This window comes from Paraburkholderia terrae, assembly GCF_002902925.1.
Classification (GTDB): Bacteria; Pseudomonadota; Gammaproteobacteria; order Burkholderiales; family Burkholderiaceae; genus Paraburkholderia; species Paraburkholderia terrae.
The window spans coordinates 1,880,473-1,897,010 of the sequence record NZ_CP026113.1 but is presented as its reverse complement, the minus strand read 5'-3'; the positions used below and the strand labels follow the sequence as shown (position 1 = coordinate 1,897,010).

11 protein-coding genes and 1 riboswitch are annotated in these 16,538 nt (G+C 63.3%); of the genes, 8 read left to right on the top strand and 3 right to left on the bottom strand.

The annotated features are described in order from the left end of the window. Window positions 1–82 precede the first annotated feature (82 nt). Both C2L65_RS38215 and C2L65_RS38210 read left to right on the top strand, forming a co-directional pair. Window positions 83–2,296, top strand: a complete 2,214-nt coding sequence (locus C2L65_RS38215) for a penicillin-binding protein 1A (RefSeq protein ID WP_042305539.1) — start codon at window positions 83–85, stop codon at window positions 2,294–2,296. 158 nt (window positions 2,297–2,454) lie between these two features. Beyond that, the gene (locus C2L65_RS38210; protein ID WP_174485037.1) at window positions 2,455–2,730 is read left to right on the top strand and encodes a hypothetical protein; all 276 of its coding nucleotides are present in this window, start codon (window positions 2,455–2,457) and stop codon (window positions 2,728–2,730) included. A gap of 99 nt (window positions 2,731–2,829) precedes the next feature. Here C2L65_RS38210 and C2L65_RS38205 read toward each other — a convergent pair whose 3' ends face one another. The 3 genes from C2L65_RS38205 to C2L65_RS38195 form a co-directional block, all read right to left on the bottom strand. Next, window positions 2,830–3,237, bottom strand: coding sequence for a DUF995 domain-containing protein (locus tag C2L65_RS38205; RefSeq protein WP_042305541.1), 408 nt, complete (start codon window positions 3,235–3,237; stop codon window positions 2,830–2,832). 815 nt (window positions 3,238–4,052) lie between these two features. After that, window positions 4,053–6,809, bottom strand: coding sequence for a UPF0182 family membrane protein (locus tag C2L65_RS38200; protein ID WP_042305542.1), 2,757 nt, complete (start codon window positions 6,807–6,809; stop codon window positions 4,053–4,055). A 180-nt stretch (window positions 6,810–6,989) separates the two neighbouring features. Then, window positions 6,990–7,628 (bottom strand): putative quinol monooxygenase, encoded by a 639-nt coding sequence (locus C2L65_RS38195; protein WP_042305543.1) that lies wholly within the window; start codon window positions 7,626–7,628, stop codon window positions 6,990–6,992. 541 nt (window positions 7,629–8,169) lie between these two features. On the opposite strand from C2L65_RS38195, the gene pdhA reads away from it, so the two are divergent. The 6 genes from pdhA to C2L65_RS38165 all read left to right on the top strand — a co-directional run bounded on the left by pdhA (window position 8,170) and on the right by C2L65_RS38165 (window position 16,524). Beyond that, complete coding sequence (gene pdhA, locus C2L65_RS38190; protein ID WP_042305544.1) at window positions 8,170–9,270, top strand: pyruvate dehydrogenase (acetyl-transferring) E1 component subunit alpha; 1,101 nt, start codon at window positions 8,170–8,172, stop codon at window positions 9,268–9,270. Next, window positions 9,263–10,243 (top strand): alpha-ketoacid dehydrogenase subunit beta, encoded by a 981-nt coding sequence (locus C2L65_RS38185; protein WP_042305545.1) that lies wholly within the window; start codon window positions 9,263–9,265, stop codon window positions 10,241–10,243. Before pdhA ends, C2L65_RS38185 begins: the two co-directional genes overlap by 8 nt. 4 nt (window positions 10,244–10,247) lie before the next feature. Beyond that, window positions 10,248–11,360 (top strand): dihydrolipoamide acetyltransferase family protein, encoded by a 1,113-nt coding sequence (locus C2L65_RS38180; RefSeq protein WP_042305546.1) that lies wholly within the window; start codon window positions 10,248–10,250, stop codon window positions 11,358–11,360. A gap of 75 nt (window positions 11,361–11,435) precedes the next feature. After that, a riboswitch (glycine riboswitch) is annotated at window positions 11,436–11,527 on the top strand. A 265-nt stretch (window positions 11,528–11,792) separates the two neighbouring features. Beyond that, window positions 11,793–13,157, top strand: a complete 1,365-nt coding sequence (locus C2L65_RS38175; RefSeq protein WP_042305547.1) for a 2-hydroxycarboxylate transporter family protein — start codon at window positions 11,793–11,795, stop codon at window positions 13,155–13,157. A 117-nt stretch (window positions 13,158–13,274) separates the two neighbouring features. Beyond that, window positions 13,275–15,170 carry a sensor histidine kinase gene (locus C2L65_RS38170; protein WP_042305548.1) on the top strand — a complete coding sequence of 632 codons (1,896 nt, stop codon included), beginning with the start codon at window positions 13,275–13,277 and terminating at the stop codon, window positions 15,168–15,170. Next, complete coding sequence (locus tag C2L65_RS38165) at window positions 15,160–16,524, top strand: sigma-54-dependent transcriptional regulator (protein ID WP_042305549.1); 1,365 nt, start codon at window positions 15,160–15,162, stop codon at window positions 16,522–16,524. Before C2L65_RS38170 ends, C2L65_RS38165 begins: the two co-directional genes overlap by 11 nt. The last annotated feature ends 14 nt before the right edge of the window (window positions 16,525–16,538 follow it).

The window sequence follows — 16,538 nt, the reverse complement described above, 5'->3', positions numbered from 1 at the left end:
GCGGGCGGCAGCCCTGTTTTGACGGCAGAAGCGTCCATGCGTTTTGGTACGATCCCGCCTTTTCCGCCTGCGTGCCGTCACCGTGAATCGCCGATATTTGTCCTTGTTTCGTGAACATTGCACAAGGTGGCTCGCCCGCATAGAACCGCTGGCCGCTACCAGCAGAACGAAAGCCAGGCTCGTCTTCATTGCCGCGCTGCGAGGCCTGCGTCACCCGACGCGACGGGGTGTCGCGCTGGCACTCGGGGCAGTGCCAGCGCTGTTCCTGCTGTACGTGCTCGCGCTCGTGCCTTTCACACCAGGCATCGGCGACATCCGCAAAGTCCGTATCGACCGCCCAGCGTTGATCGTGTCCGCCGACGGCAAACTGCTCGCGGACTTCAAGCCGGTCAATCGCGAATGGGTGTCGCTCAAGCAGATTTCGCCGTACATGGTGGATGCCTTGATCGCGACCGAAGACCGTCGCTTCTACGAGCATCACGGCATCGACTTGAAGCGCACCGCGTCGGCCGCGCTGCATACGTTCTCCGGTGACCGGCAAGGCGGCTCGACGATCACGCAGCAACTCGCGCGCAATCTGTATCCCGACGAAATCGGCCGTGCGCCGACGCTCGCGCGCAAGGTTAAGGAAGCCATCACGGCGTTCAAGATCGAAGCCGTCTACAGCAAGGACCAGATCCTCGAGACGTACCTGAACACGGTGCCGTTCCTGTATAACGCATACGGCGTGGAAATGGCCGCGCGCACCTATTTCAGCAAATCGGCGGCCCAGCTCGACATCCTTGAAAGTGCGACGCTGGTCGGCATGCTGAAGGCCAACAGCACCTACAACCCCGTGCTCAATCCCGAGCGTGCATTGCAGCGGCGCAACACCGTGCTCGGGCAGATGAGCAGGTACGGGAGGCTCAAGCCCGGCGAGTATGAATGGTTGAAGCGTCAACCGCTGAACGTCGATTTCGAACTCCAGACCGTATCGCCGGGACCCGCACCGCATTTTGCGGTGCAATTGCGCAAGTGGCTGATCGGATGGGCCGATCGCAACGGCTACAACATCTATGCCGACGGGCTCGTCGTGCGCACGACCATCGATTCCCGTCTGCAGGCAATGGCGACGCAGGCGATGAACTGGCAGACGAACCAGTTGCAATCTATCGCGAACGACACATGGAACGAGCGCACGGGCTGTTGGCCGGGCAACGATCTGTTCCAGACGTTCATCCGGCAGACACCCGACTACCGCGCCGCGCGCGACGCGGGTCAATCGGATCAGGCCGCGCTCAGGAAGCTCGCCACGGACCCCACGTTCGTCCGTGCGCTGTGCCGGAGCAAGGCGCAGATCCAGGCAGGCTTTGTCGCCATCGATCCACGCAACGGAGACATCAAAGCATGGGTCGGCAGTCGCGATTTCGCTGACGAGCCGTTCGATCACGTGCAGCAGGCGCGGCGCCAGCCGGGCTCGACGTTCAAGCCGTTCGTCTACGGCGCGGCCTTTGCGGACGGCGCGCGGCCGGGCGATACGATCGTCGACCGGAACGTCGCCATTCCGCTAAGCGGACATGCGATCTGGCGGCCGACCGACGCGGAACCGCCCACTGGCGGACCCATGACGCTGCGCGACGCACTCGCGTATTCGCGCAACCGCGTCACCGCTCAGCTTATGCAAAGGGAAGGCCCCGAGAAGGTCGTGCGGCTCGCGCGCGCGATGGGTGTGCGCGAAAGTCCGCTCGAAGCGGTGCCGTCGCTCGCGCTGGGCACGAGCCCGGTCACACTGAAAGAAATGGTCTCGGCGTATTGCACGATCGCAAATCGCGGCGCCTATATCGAACCGCGCATGGTCACGCGTATCGAGGATCACAACGGCAAGGTGCTGGCAGAATTCCCGAGTGCATCGCCAGAAGCGGCGCTACCGGCGAGCGCAGCGCAAACGCTCGTCGACGTGATGCGCGACGTCGTCAGCCGGGGCACCGGCTCGGACATCCGAACCCGCTTCGGGATTCGCGCCGACGTGGCCGGCAAGACGGGCACGACGCAGGGCAACACCGATAGCTGGTTCATCCTGATGCATCCGCAACTGGTCGCTGGCGCGTGGGTTGGTTTCGACGATGCGCGTGTGACGCTCGGCAACGACTATTGGGGTGAGGGGGCCCACAGCGCGTTGCCGATGGTGGGCGCATTTTACGACATGGCGCTGCGCGCGCGAGTCATCGATTCCCGGGCTCAGCTCGGCCCGGAAACGCGCCCGCCTCGCACGGTCCGCGCGCGACATCACCGCCGCTTCCTGTTCTGGCCATTCTGATGTGCATTGGATAATGCCCTCGCTATCAGTAGAGCAAACCGTTACAAGTTCGCGTTGAAGCGGACATGACAACGCTGCACACTGCGTGAGATTGAACTATGACGGCTACGTGTGAGTGGGCCGACCAGCAACTTGTTGCTACTTTTTCGGGGGATAAGATGAAACATCTCTTCATTGCCGCTGCGCTAGCGGGTATTGGAATCGGGGCGTCAGGACTTGCGAATGCCGCCGACGTTGGGGTTGGCATCAATATTGGCGTACCGCCGCCCGTCGTGGTTGCGCCGGCGCCGGTGGTCGTCGTGTCGCCCGGATGGCACGGGGAGCGTTACTGGGATGGACACCGCTATTGGGACCGCGACGAATGGGAGGAGCATCACCACCATCACGGGCACGGTCACTGTCCGCCGGGCCACGCGAAAAAAGGCGAATGCTGATCAACCCGCACCGCGAGCCGCCGCCGGGAGGAATGACGCAAGTCCCGTCAGCGGCCGGTTCCTGAATGCCCGCGTATGAAAGCGTGCGGTTCGAATGGACTAGTGGCGAATGGTTAGCGGGCGCCAATCGGTCTGATCCGTCGGCGGAGTCCATTTATCGTCTGCGATGTCCGGGATCGGTTGATACGTGCCTTTTTTGGACGTTGACTCCAGAAAGCGGCACCAGTTTTCAGGCTTGTCTTCCCAATCGATCTGGAGGCAAAAGCGGCCATCATTGGTTACGCTCCACTTGCCGCTTGCGCTGTGCGACTGGGCAAAACCACCGCCCCCCCAGTAGACAGTCAGTGTCCCGTTGGGGACGTTGACCCATTCTCGCAGGGCGCCTGCCGTATTCGTTCTCAGCATGGTGGCGCCCGGCATCAACGCAATCAGCTGGTCTCTGGTCAGTGGCAGAGGGCGGCCGCTGCCCGGGTGCGGTGCGTTGCCCAGGGCGATGGGGTTGGCCATTGCTGCGGCGCTTGCGTTCGCGGATTCACCCGGTTTTCCCTGCTGCTGCCCTGCGGGTGCTGGCGCGGCCCCAACAGCGGAAGACGCAGGCGCAAGTGGGGCAGCAGACGGTGCTGACGCGACGGCCCCTGATGGCTTTGGTTCGGACGCGGCAGGTACGGAAGCCGCCTTTGCATTCGGCTTCGTCGCGGGTGCTACGGCGTGGTGTTGGTCAGCTTTGCGCTTCTTTTTCGCATCTGCTTCAGCCTGGGCCGCCTGGTCGAGAACAAAATCCACACGCTGGACCAGGACGGGGACATCGGGTGGCGTAACGTGGACGTACCTTGGTGACTGTTGCAAGGGAGGCGACCACTGCGCGCGATCCCGCTTCGCCACGACTGTCGAGTCGGCGCAAAGCAGTGCGAGCAGCCCTGAGAGCACGCCCGCGCAAATCGGGCAACTCATCGTCATTCGCAGTTGCATCCTCCCCTCCTGAGCGGGGCTGGACAGCCAAAATACCCACCAACAACCTTGTCGGAAAAGTACCGCAGTAGCCTGGGGAGTTGCAATCGGCAGTTATCCAGTCCATATCCGAACCGTATTCGCGAGTTTACACGCGTCTTGCTGATACTCCACTTGAACGAGTCCGTGGCGCCCGCCACCGTGCATGGCAGCATGCAAGACTGTGCCGCGATAAGGGGGCCGGGCTTTCACCTTAAAATACGGATTCCTTATGTAATCAGCAGGTGAGGTATCTGAAGCAGGACAGGGCGCTGCGATTGCGCCGCGCCTCGATTCATCCTCGTCGCTTGCGCACGCCCGGAAATTCTCTCTGGTCACTTTTTATTCTGCGGACGCCCGTTGTCCAGCGATTCTAGAAGTGGCCGAAGAGCATCGAGTTCCAGGCCGAAGCCGCTCCAGTCTCCTGCTTTTAGCCGTTCGAGCGCGCGGTTATAGTGCGCGAGCGCCTCGCGGGCACGCGCGTCAGCTGTGCCTGACGACTTCGATATGGCAGGGGACGTTTCCTCGAAGAGGGCTGCAAGGGCTTGCGCCAGGGTCTCCTGCATCACGACACGCTCACCATACGCGGCGATAACCCGCTTCAACTCCGGCAACTGCCCGGACGCTGCGCGCAGGTAGAGCGGCGAAACGTAGAGAATCGAATTCTCGATCGGCACCACCACGAGATGGCCGCGGATGACACGCGAGCCCATCTGGTTCCATAGTGAAATCTGTTGTGAGATCTCGGTATTTTGCTGGATGCGCGCCTCGATCTGGAATGGTCCGTAGACCAGCTTGTCCTTCGGGAACGTGTAGACGATGAGCTTGCCGTACTCGGACGGATCGCAACGTGCCGCGAGCCACGCAATCATGTTTTCACGCTGACTGGGCACCATCGGCAGCAGGAGCACGAACTCGGCGCGCTGCTCGCCGGGCAATCGCATGATCATGTAGTACGGCGTCATTTGCGCGCCGGGCGTGTTGCCGGCATCGATGCCGGCGAGTTCCCGTGGGAACTGCCAGAGGTCCTCGCGGTTGTAGAAGACTTCCGGCGCCTCCATATGGTAGGTGCGATAGAGTTGCGCCTGGATCAGAAAGAGATCTTCGGGATAGCGGATATGCTGACGCAGGTCTTGTGGCATTGCATCGAGAGGCCTGAACAGGCCTGGGAAAATGCGCTGGTAAGTCCGTAAGATTGGATCGACAGGATCACTGACAAAGAACTCGACCGTGCCGTTATACGCATCCACTACTACCTTTACCGCATTCCGGATGTAGTTCGTGCCGTCACCAGTGGCAGGCTGGGAGTACGGGAACCAGCGGCTCGTGGTATAGGCATCCAGTATCCAGAACAGGCGGCCGCCGCTCACGACAAGATACGGGTCGTGATCGAACTCGAGGAACGGCGCGACCGTTCGGACCCGTTCCTCGATATTACGGTGAAGCAAGATCCGGCTTTTGTCCGTGATATAGCTGGTTAGCAGAATGTTGGGGTCACCGAGTTGCCACGCGAAGAGGATGCGTCGTGCGGTACTGCCGATGCCGATTCCGTCGCGCCCGCTATAAGCCGCGTAGACGTTTTCCTTTCCTTGAGGGTAGTCGAATTCCGGTACGCTGCCCATTACGATGACGTAGCCTTGAACGCCTTGACCGAAATAGAGGCGCGGCTCGCGAATGGCCGGGCCGCCGTTGGAGACAGGTGGAATGTCCTGCAGGTAGAGCGACGGCAAACCCTCCGCGGATTTCTCGGTGACGGGCGACATGACGACACCATTGCCGTGCGTGAACAGGAGGTGCAGGTTCACCCAGGTCTGCGCATTAGCCGGAAGCATTGCCGTGTCGAGTTCGCGCGCAGAGAGCATCACCTGCCTGTAACCGGCGTCGAGCCAGTAGCGGTCGATATCCACGGAGAGAAATCGGTAGTAGGTCCTGATTTCCTGCAACTGTGCATAGGTATCCATCAACGGCTGCAGATCCCATAGGCGAATGTTTTCGATGGTCGCGCGATTGGACTGCAGCGAGGCCAGATTCAGTCCCTGCTGGGCAGCGAATGGCCTGACCGCAATTTGCGCGAGGCCATAGGCCTTTCGGGTCAGCGCGATATTGTGTTCGATGTAAGGCGTCTCCAGCCTCAGCTCGCTCGGCTTGACATAGAACCGCTGGAACATCGCCGGGTAGATGACGGCGAACACAACCGAACTGCCGAACACCAGTAGCACTGTGACAGCGGGAATACGATAGCTCCGCCAGCGCATGTTGGCCCACGAAACGACGGATGCGCCGATGGCAAGACCGATGAGCAGCCACAATACCGGCAACTCGACGTGGACGTCGGTATAGCTGGCACCGACCACGACACCGTTGTCGCCGTAGAGCAGCAGAAAACGGTCGAGCCAGTAGGACCCGGCCTTAACCAGGAAGAACAGCCCGAGCAGTGCAGAACCATGCGTGGCGGCGGCTCGTGAGAGAACGTGCGGCGGCTTCCCGGTCGCCAGGTCGCCACGCAGCCCATAGACGGCTCCCGCAACGACTGCGCTGCCAAAAAGCACTTGCAGCAGCCAATTCTTGAGCGCCACGTAGACGGGCAGTGAGAAAAGATAGAAGCCGATGTCCTTGCCAAAGACAGGATCGCATTCCCCAAACGGCACTTGATAAAGGAAGCGAAGCACGATGTCCCAGTTCGAGACTTCGCCGGCTGCGATCAACAGCGCGAGCAGGACGGCGACGCCGGCGATGGCGTAGCGCCATGGAATACGAGGTGCGACTTCATTGGCCAGTTCGTCGATGACTTCAAGCGCGGCCGTCGAAGAAACCGGTCCTGCATGGATGGGACCGAAGCGTCTCGCATAACGATGCGCAAGAAACCCGGATACCCCGATGGTGACTGCCGAGGCGGCGAACACGGCGACGAACAGGAGGACCCTGGCGTCAAGAATTGTCCAGAAAACGCCGACATGTCCAACCGAAGAGAACCACAGCCAGTCGACCAGGACACGCGTGACGCGCCCGATAACAACCAGGCAGACGATGCCCGTTGCAACGGTGATCGCGGTGCGTCTGACGCGCGCGCGAGATATCACTTGCGGCGGCATCGTCCCTCCCTTGCCGGCTCGTCACTCGCGATTCTGCTCAGGTGCGACGCGGGTATCGAAAGTCGGCAGGTCGACGGCTCAATCCCACAACGCCATCGTTTAGTGCCGGTTTTCGACCAGCGTTCGCAATGGTCAAATGCGAAATAACGCACTGAAGCTCATTCGCCGTCGCTTGAACGTTCAGCGCAATCCCATAGACCGGTCGGCCCATTTTGTGTCGACCACGTCGAGCATTCCGATATCCGGCACGCTGCCCAGCAATGACAGCGAGTGCTTGGCGAGTTCCCGGGGAACATGACCCGTCAAGTGCGCAAACCGCGCTCCGTTGTCGGGGAAGACGTCAAAGATGCCGAAGTGGCCATCGTCGAGGCGGATGGCAAACCAGGCAATGGTCTTGGGTTCCTGCTCCACGAGCGCTTGCGCGTCGCGAAGGAACTGCGCGACCTGTGTCTCATGGCCAGCCTTTGGCTTGAACGTGAGGAGCAGCGCCTTCGTGACGGACTCGGCCGATGTTGTTGCAGGCAACTTGCCGGCCAGGACGTCGAACTCCTGAATCAGCGGCGCCGCGGCAAAAACGCTGCCGTCGGCATCCAGCAGTGCTTGTGTAACCGGCCCCGACAGATGCGCCTCGCGGGCGACATCGTCTGGGAACACGTCGAAGATGCCGTACTCCGATCGCCCGAATCTGATCGCGAACCACGTGGTTGTTGCGGCTTCCGCGCGGCCCATCGCGAGGGCCGAGCGCAGGACGTCTTCCGCCATGGCGTCGTCCTTGCCGGTTTTGACTTCCAACCTGACGAGCAGCCCTTTAGTGTCCATGAGACACCTCCATTCGTGATCGACCGACCGTACACGCATCGAGCGTGCAGTCCGTCGACGCTAACAAGCCAGCAGCGCCGCACAGCCCGTGCCCTCCTCCAGAGGACACCTTCGGTCTTGCGATCGTCGCCGGCGGAATCGGGCGAGACATCTCGCACGGCGATCACGCGCGTGTGCATTACACCTCAACTGAAACGATAGTGGATTTAGCCTCGCTGTTCCAGGCGGGGGAGAGATCCCGTTGCAGCGATCATCACGCGCGGCTTCGACGGATGACACGCCGGGGCGACGACTGTTGACGCCGTGAACGCGGCATATAAACGTATTGTGCCGCGCTCGTCGACGCGTTTATTGCATCGCGACAACGCGGCCGCACGTTGCGTGATTATCCCGTGTAAACGTCAACGCCGAAAGCCAGCACCATCTGCGTGTTTCCCATGTCCAAGCATAGAGTTTGCTGATCAGGCATGAGCGTGAGCACTTGCGCGTCGCGCGCGAACGCCTGCACGTATTCGACATCTGAAAGAACAAGGAGGCGGTCATGACCACGGCTGCCAGTTTCCACATCGGGTACACGCAATACCTCGGCCCCGACGGCGTCCCCGTCCAGTCGTTGCCCGCCTTCGCGCGGGAGACGGCGGCGCTGATTCCCCTCTATCGCGCGATGGTCCTCACCCGCGCGTTCGACACCAAAGCGGTTGCACTGCAACGTACAGGTAAGCTCGGTACGTTTGCTTCGTCGGTGGGACAGGAGGCGATCGGCGTGGGCGTCGCCAGTGCGATGCGGGCCGACGACGTCCTGTTTCCTTCGTATCGCGATCACGCGGCGCAATTGCTGCGCGGCGTCACGATGACGGAAAGCCTGCTGTATTGGGGAGGCGACGAGCGCGGCAGCGACTTCGCCGTGCCGCGCCACGACTTTCCGAACTGTGTGCCGATCGGCACACAGGTGTGTCATGCCGCCGGCGCGGCCTACGCGTTCAGACTGCGCGGCGAGCCGCGCGTCGCCGTTGCGATCTTCGGCGACGGCAGCACATCGAAGGGCGATTTCTACGAGGCTATGAACATGGCGGGTGTCTGGCAGGCACCGCTCGTACTCGTCATCAATAACAACCAGTGGGCGATCTCGGTGCCGCGCAGCTCGCAGAGCGCGGCGCAGACGCTTGCGCAGAAAGCGATCGCTGCGGGCATCGACGGGCTGCAGGTCGACGGCAATGACGTGATCGCCGTGCATCAGGTGATGCATGCGGCGCTGGCGAAAGCGCGGCGCGGCGACGGCCCGACGCTTGTCGAGGCGCTCAGCTATCGCCTGGGCGACCACACGACAGCCGACGACGCAACGCGCTATCGCGATTCCGAACTGATCCGCAAGCAGTGGGAACACGAACCGCTGCTGCGTCTGCGCACGTATCTGATGCGCATGAACGTCTGGGACAAGGCGCAGGACGAGCAACTCGGCAAGACATGTCATGAACAGGTCGAACAGGCGGTCGAAGCCTATCTCGCCGTTGCGTCGCCCGAGACTGCCGCGATGTTCGATCACCTGTACGAAACGCTGCCGCACGCGCTGCGCGAGCAACGGGAGAACGCGCAGCGCTTCGCGCCCGCTGCGGCGAGCCGTCAGGAGAACGGCCATGGCTGATCTCAACATGGTGGACGCGCTCAATCAGGCGATGGCCTACGAACTCGAGCACGATTCCGCCGTCGTGCTGCTCGGCGAAGACATCGGCGTGAACGGCGGCGTGTTTCGCGCGACGGCCGGATTGCAGGCGCGCTTCGGCGCGCAGCGCGTAATCGATACGCCGCTTGCCGAAACGGCGATTGCGGGCACGGCAATCGGCATGGCGGCAATGGGCCTGAAACCCGTCGCCGAGATCCAGTTCAGCGGGTTCCTGTATCCGACGATCGATCACGTGCTCAACCACGCGTCGCGTCTGAGGCACCGGACGCGCGGACGCCTCTCATGCCCGCTCGTGATCCGCGCGCCGTGCGGCGCAGGCATACACGCACCTGAGCATCATTCCGAAAGTCCCGAGGCGCTGTTCGCACACATTCCCGGCTTGCGCGTCGTCACGCCATCGTCGCCCGCGCGCGCCTACGGTCTGCTGCTTGCCGCGATTCGCGACCCCGATCCAGTGATCTTCTTCGAGCCGACGCGCCTGTATCGTCTGTTCCGGCAGACGGTGGATGACAACGGCGAAGCGTTGCCGCTCGACACCTGCTTCACGTTGCGCGACGGTTCCGATGTCACGCTGGTGAGCTGGGGCGGCGCGGTGCAGGATGCGCAGGCGGCCGCCGATCTGCTGGCGCAGGACGGCGTGATGGCCGAAGTGATTGACGTGACGACGCTCAAGCCGATCGACATGAACACGATACTGGCGTCGGTGGCGAAGACGGGCCGCTGTGTGATCGTCCACGAGGGCTCGCGCACGGGCGGCGTAGGCGCGGAGATCGCCGCCAACATCGCCGAGCGCGGGCTTTACTCGCTGCTGGCGCCCGTGCAGCGCGTGACGGGCTACGACGTCGTCGTGCCGCTGTACCGGCTCGAGAATCAATACATGCCCAGCGCCGCGCGCATCGTCGCCGCGGTCAGGCAAGCTCTGGAGGCGTCGTGAAGCCATGAAAATCTTCAAACTGCCCGACCTCGGCGAGGGCTTGCAGGAAGCGGAGATCGTCGAGTGGCACGTCAAGAGCGGCGACGAGGTGAGCGCGGATCAACCGCTGCTGTCGGTCGAAACGGCGAAGGCGATCGTCGATATTCCGTCGCCGCAATCGGGCCGCATCGCGAAGCTGTTCGGTCAGACGGGCGACATCGTGCATCTGGGCGCACCGCTCGTCGCGTTCGAAGGCGAGGGCGGCGATGCCGATGCGGGCACCGTGGTCGGCCATATGGAAGTCGGCCAGCACGTCGTGCATGAAACGCCCGCAGCGCTCGGCACGGGCATGGGCGCGGGTGGTGTGATCAAGGCGATTCCCGCGGCGCGGGCGCTTGCGCGCAAGCTGGACGTCGATCTGTCGATGGTGACGCCATCGGGACCGGAAGGCGTCATCACGGCGGCGGACGTGCAGCGCGTCGCGAAGATACTCGGCGAACTCGGGCCGCCTGAAGTGCTGCGCGGCGTGCGGCGTGCGATGGCACAGAACATGGCGCGCGCGCAGAGCGAAGTCGCCGCGGCCACCGTGATCGACGATGCCGACATCCACGCATGGCCGCCGCACACCGACGTCACGATCCGGCTGATACGCGCGCTGGTCGCGGGCTGCCGCGCGGAGCCGGGGCTGAACGCGTGGTTCGACGGGCATACGGGGCGGCGCCACGTGCTGGAGAAGATCGATCTCGGCATCGCCGTCGATCTGCCTGACGGGCTCTTCGTCCCGGTGTTGCGCAACGTCGCGCATCGCGATGCAGCGGATCTGCGCGGCGGTCTCGACCGGATGCGCGCCGACATCCGCGCGCGCAAGATTCCACCGGAGGAAATGCGCGGCAACACGATCACGCTGTCGAACTTCGGGATGATCGCGGGGAAATACGCGGCCCCCATTGTCGTGCCGCCGACGGTTGCGATACTCGGCGCGGGGCGCATCCATGAGCAGGTCGTGGCGGCAGACGGCGTACCTGCTGTTCACAGGATCTTGCCGCTCAGCCTGACTTTCGATCACCGCGTCGTCACTGGCGGCGAGGCGGCGCGCTTCCTGGCCGCGACGATTGCTGATTTGCAGAGTGTGCAGTAGCGGTTCGTCAAAGCCGAAGCGCCTGCAAGCGGGGCTTGCCAGCGCCTTTTGCTTCCGTATGGTCGCACTGTTCTGCCACTCGGTACGGGACAGGTCGTCAGCAGCGGCGACGCCGGCGGAGCAAGCTCCCCGAATCTCCCAGGCAAAAGGGATCTGGAACTGCCATGTGTCCTGCATGGTTTTCCCCGATCGAGCGAGGCCGCGATTCTGGCGAATGGCTGAACTCTCAGCCTGCGCATCCGTACCGATTCTGAGGTCTCAGAACGGCACCGTCTGCGGCCATTTTGTGAGCCAAAAAATCTTATAAAAATCAATGGATTACAGATTCTCTCCTTGGCGAAAAACTGGCATAGCCCTTGCGATATAGGCGTCCACTGGCCACGGCCATAGACAAGCGATGCCACCCGCGCATCCAGATCAAGGAGACATGCTTTGCAAACCACTTCTCACGCCCACGGCCCTTCGCAGCCGGCGCCCGCGCAGCAACCCGTCGCCAAAACACGCTTCTGGCCGGAAGGCTGGTGGAAGCTGATGGAATACCGGATCGGCATCATTCCGTTGCCCGTCTACTTCATCCTGCTGGCGCTGATCACGGGCTTCGCCGTAACCGGCAAGGTGCCCGGCGAAATTTCGATGGCGATCGCCGTGCTGGCGTTCTTCGGCTTCACCTGCGCCGAGCTGGGCAAGCGTCTGCCCATCCTGCGCAACATCGGTGCTGCCGCGATCTGCGCGACCTTCGTGCCGTCGGCGCTCACGTACTACCACCTGCTGCCGAAGCCCGTCCTCAACCTGACGACGGAGTTCACCAAGCAGACGAACTTCCTGTACCTGTTCATCGCGTCGATCATCGTCGGCAGCATTTTGAGCATGGATCGGCGCGTGCTGATTCAGGGGTTCATCAAGATCTTCGTGCCGCTGGCGATCGGTTCGATTGCGGCCGCCATCGTCGGCACGGCGGTCGGCGCGATGTTCGGACTCGGCGTGCGCCATACGCTGCTGTATATCGTCGTGCCCATCATGGCGGGCGGCGTCGGCGAGGGAGCGATTCCGCTGTCCATCGGCTATTCGGAAATCATGCATCTGCCGCAGGGCGAGCTGTTCGCGCAGGTGCTGCCGCCCGTGATGCTCGGCAGCCTGACGGCGATCGTGCTGGCCGGCGCACTCGACATGCTCGGCAAGCGCCTTCCGCATCTGACGGGCAACGGGCGTCTGCAGGTCGGCGAGAAGGATGAAATGGACCCCGTGAAGGAAGAAATCACCGGTCATATCGACGTCACGCACATTGCCGCCGCCGGCATCACCGCGATCACGCTCTACCTGCTCGGCTTGATGTGCCGCAATCTGTTCGGTCTGCCTGCGCCCGTCGCGATGCTGTTCCTCGCGGTGCTCGTGAAGCTCGCGCGCGCGGTGTCGCCGCAGTTGCAGGAAGGCGCGTTCGTCGTCTACAAGTTCTTCTCGACGGCCGTCACGTATCCGCTGCTGTTCGCGATCGGCGTTGCGATGACGCCGTGGGACAAGCTGATCGCCGCGTTCACGATCGCCAACATCGTGACCATCGTCGTGACGGTTGCGACGCTGATGGGCACGGGCTTTGTGGTTGGGCGCTTCCTGAAGATGTACCCTATCGACACCGCGATCGTGAACGCCTGCCACAGCGGCCAGGGCGGCACGGGCGACGTCGCGATCCTGACGGCGGCGAACCGCATGACGCTGATGCCGTTCGCGCAGATCGCCACGCGCATCGGCGGCGCGATCGTGGTGACGCTGACGCTGATCCTGCTCGCGCATTTCGGCTGACGCGTCCGCGCCCGATGCGGCGCGGCGGCGGGCGGCGCGATCAGCTTGCGCCGCCCGTTTTCGTATAAGGTGCCGTGCGCGAGTCCAGCGCAAGCCGGCATCCGGCGTCGGGCATCGATGAGGTTGAATGTGCGCGTGAGAATAAGAGGCATACCGTTGTGGGCATGGGCCGCTGCTGGCGCGCTGTATCTCGGCGCGGCGGCCGCGGCCGTCGAATTTGCGTGGGACCGCGCAATCGATGCGCTCGCGCAAGTCGGCGCGCATCGGCTGGACCTATACGCCGCCAGCCTGAAAAGCGAGCTGGGCCGCTTCGAGATGATGCCCGCCATCGTCGCGCGGCAAGATAGCGTGCGCGCGCTGCTGGGCGCGGGCTCGCGCGCTTCGCCGGAACTGCTGCACGAAGTCAACACGTATCTCGAAGCCGTCAGCAACGACGCAGGCAGTCTCGCCGTCGACGTGATCGACCTGCAAGGCGAGGTGATCGCCGCGAGCAACTGGAACCAGTCGTTCAGCTTCGTCGGCACCAATGTTTCCTATCGGCCGTACTTCAAGGACGCGCTCGCGCACGGCGCGGGGCGCTTCTTCGGCATCGGCACGAACACGGGCATGCCGGGCCTGTACTTTTCGAGCGCCGTGCGCGACGCAGGCAAGCCGATCGGCGCGGCGGCCGTGAAGCTGAGCGTCGATGCGCTCGAGGCGGCATGGCGCACGCCTGGCGAAGCGGCGATGGTGATCGACAGCAATGGTGTGATCGTCATCTCGACGGTGCCCGCGTGGAAGTTCACCGCGTTCCGCCCGATCACCGCGCAGCAGCAGCGCGATATCCAGGCTTCGCGGCAATACGCGGGCCGCAACGTCGACGCGTTGCTGTATCGCCGGGTCACCGATTGGGACGGCACGGCGTGGCTCGGGCGCTTTCCCGACTGGCGGCGCGCGGGTCACACCACGCAGTTTCTCGTGATGTCGCGGAGCGCGCCGCAAGCGGGCGACTCGATCATGGTGCTGCTCGACGTTGCCGCCGCGCGGCGTCAGCAGCAGATTGCGCTCGCGTTTGTGACGGGCGCGTTTCTGATCGCCGGGCTGTATGCGTTGTACGCGACCCAGCGGCGCCGCACGATTGCCGAAAAGCTAAAGGCGCAGGACGCGTTGCGCCTGGCGAACGACAGGCTGGAGATGACTGTCGCGCAACGCACGGCGGCGCTCGTCGAAACCAATGAGCGGATGAAGCAGGAGATCGTCGAGCGCAAGCGGACCGAGCAGCGTCTGCGCGACTCGCAGCAGGAAGTCGTGCATGCGGGCAAGCTCGCCGTGCTCGGGCAGATGGCCGCGGGCCTCACGCATGAGTTGAACCAGCCGCTCGTCGCGATCCGCACGCTGTGCGACAACGCGCGCACGTTCTTCGAGCGCAATCAGCCCGCGCAGGCGGTGGCGAATCTGGAGCGCGTGGCGAAACTCGTCGACAGCATGGCCGTGTTGACGGGCGAGTTGAAGACCTTCGCGCGCAAGCCGGATGTCGAGCGGGTTGCGGTGTCGCTGAGTGAAGCCGTCGCGCACGCGCGGCTGATCTACGAGGCGCGCATCCGCGACGAAGGCGTGCGGCTCGACGTGAAGATCCCGGCGGGCACGACGGTCTGGGCGGAATCGAGTCAGTTGCAGCAGGTGATCGTCAATCTGCTGGGCAATGCGCTCGACGCCGTGCGCAACGAATCGAAGCGCGTGATCACGATTGCCGCCGCCGATCCCGACGCGCGCGAGCGCGTGCTGTTCACGATCGCCGACAGCGGTCCCGGCATCGCGCCCGACGTGCTCGCGCATCTGTTCGAGCCGTTCGTGACGACCAAGCCGCGCGGGCAAGGCTTAGGCCTGGGGCTCGCCATCTCGTCGCGCATCGTCGAAGGTTTCGGCGCGAAGATCTCCGCTGCGAATCTTGCAGACAGCGGCGCGGACGGCGGCGCACAATTCACTATCGAATTCGCGGCGGCCACGTCGCAGAGGGTGGTTCATGGGAGATGACATTCGCGTGCTCGTCGTCGAGGACGATGAGAACGTCCGCTTCGGCGTCGAGCAAGCCGTGGCGTTGGCGGGCTTTCCCGTCAGCGCGTTCGAATCGGCGGCGCAGGCGCTGGCTGAAGTCGCGCCGGGTGCGCCGCTTGTGATCGTGTCGGATGTGCGGATGCCGGGCATCGACGGATTGCAACTGCTCGACAAGGTGATGGCGATTGATTCGCAGATCCCCGTCGTGCTGATCAGCGGGCATGCCGACATCTCGACGGCCGTGGGCGCGATGCAGGTGGGCGCGTACGACTTCATCGAGAAGCCTTTTTCGTCCGACCATATCGCGGGGCGCGTCGCGCGCGCGGTCGAGAAGCGGCGCCTCACGCTCGAAGTGCAGGGTTTGCGGGCGGCGCTCGACAACTGGCAAGGCATCGAGGCGCTGGTGCTCGGCAAGTCGCCGGCGATAGCCGAAGTGCGCAAGAAGATTTTGCGGCTCGCCGACACGTCGGTGTCGGTGCTGATCACGGGCGAGACGGGCACAGGCAAGGAACTGATCGCGCGCAGCCTGCACGACTTTGGCGGACGGCGTGACAAGCACTTCGTCGCACTCAACTGCGGCGGCCTGCCGGAACAGATTTTCGAAAGCGAGTTGTTCGGACACGAAGCGGGTGCGTTCACGGGCGCGATCAAGAAGCGTGTCGGCAAGATCGAATGGGCGCACGGCGGCACGCTCTTTCTCGACGAAATCGAAACCATGCCCGTCGCGCTGCAGATCAAGATGCTGCGCGTGCTGCAGGAACGCACGCTGGAGCGGCTCGGGGCGAACGAGTCGATCTCCGTCGATTGCCGGGTGATCGCCGCTTCCAAGGCCGATCTGACGGCGCTTTCCGCCGATGGGCGCTTTCGCTCGGACCTGCTGTACCGGCTCAACGTCGCGCAGATCGAACTGCCGCCGTTGCGCGAGCGTCGCGAAGACGTGCCGTTGCTGTTCGAGCATTTCGTGCTGGCGGCCGCGCGCCGCTTTGGACAACCGGCGCCCGTTGTTTCGGCGTCGCAGGTTTCGGAACTGATGACGCACGCGTGGCCCGGCAACGTGCGCGAATTGCAGAACGTCGCTGACCGCTTCGTGCTCGGTCTCACGGGCGATAGCCTGCTGGCCGAAGGCGGTAGCACAACAGTCAAGGGCGGCACGCTCGCCGATCAGCTTGCGTACTTCGAGCGCAGGCTGATCGAGGACATGCTGCGGCGTCATCACGGCAACGTGGCGGAAGCGAGCGAGGCACTCGGCATGCCAAAGAAGACGCTGTATCACAAGCTTCGCCAGTTAAAGATCGCTGCGCGCGATGCGCAGGGCGAAGAGATCGACACGTAGCGTTTTATCAGGCG

Coding starts and splice junctions, on each gene's coding strand:
- C2L65_RS38210 (WP_174485037.1), top strand. CDS start 2,455: ATGAAACATCTCTTCATTGCCGCTGCGCTAGCGGGTATTGGAATCGGG.
- C2L65_RS38205 (WP_042305541.1), bottom strand. CDS start 3,237: ATGGCCAACCCCATCGCCCTGGGCAACGCACCGCACCCGGGCAGCGGC.
- C2L65_RS38200 (WP_042305542.1), bottom strand. CDS start 6,809: ATGCCGCCGCAAGTGATATCTCGCGCGCGCGTCAGACGCACCGCGATC.
- C2L65_RS38195 (WP_042305543.1), bottom strand. CDS start 7,628: ATGGACACTAAAGGGCTGCTCGTCAGGTTGGAAGTCAAAACCGGCAAG.
- pdhA (WP_042305544.1), top strand. CDS start 8,170: ATGACCACGGCTGCCAGTTTCCACATCGGGTACACGCAATACCTCGGC.
- C2L65_RS38185 (WP_042305545.1), top strand. CDS start 9,263: ATGGCTGATCTCAACATGGTGGACGCGCTCAATCAGGCGATGGCCTAC.
- C2L65_RS38180 (WP_042305546.1), top strand. CDS start 10,248: ATGAAAATCTTCAAACTGCCCGACCTCGGCGAGGGCTTGCAGGAAGCG.
- C2L65_RS38170 (WP_042305548.1), top strand. CDS start 13,275: ATGAGGTTGAATGTGCGCGTGAGAATAAGAGGCATACCGTTGTGGGCA.
- C2L65_RS38165 (WP_042305549.1), top strand. CDS start 15,160: ATGGGAGATGACATTCGCGTGCTCGTCGTCGAGGACGATGAGAACGTC.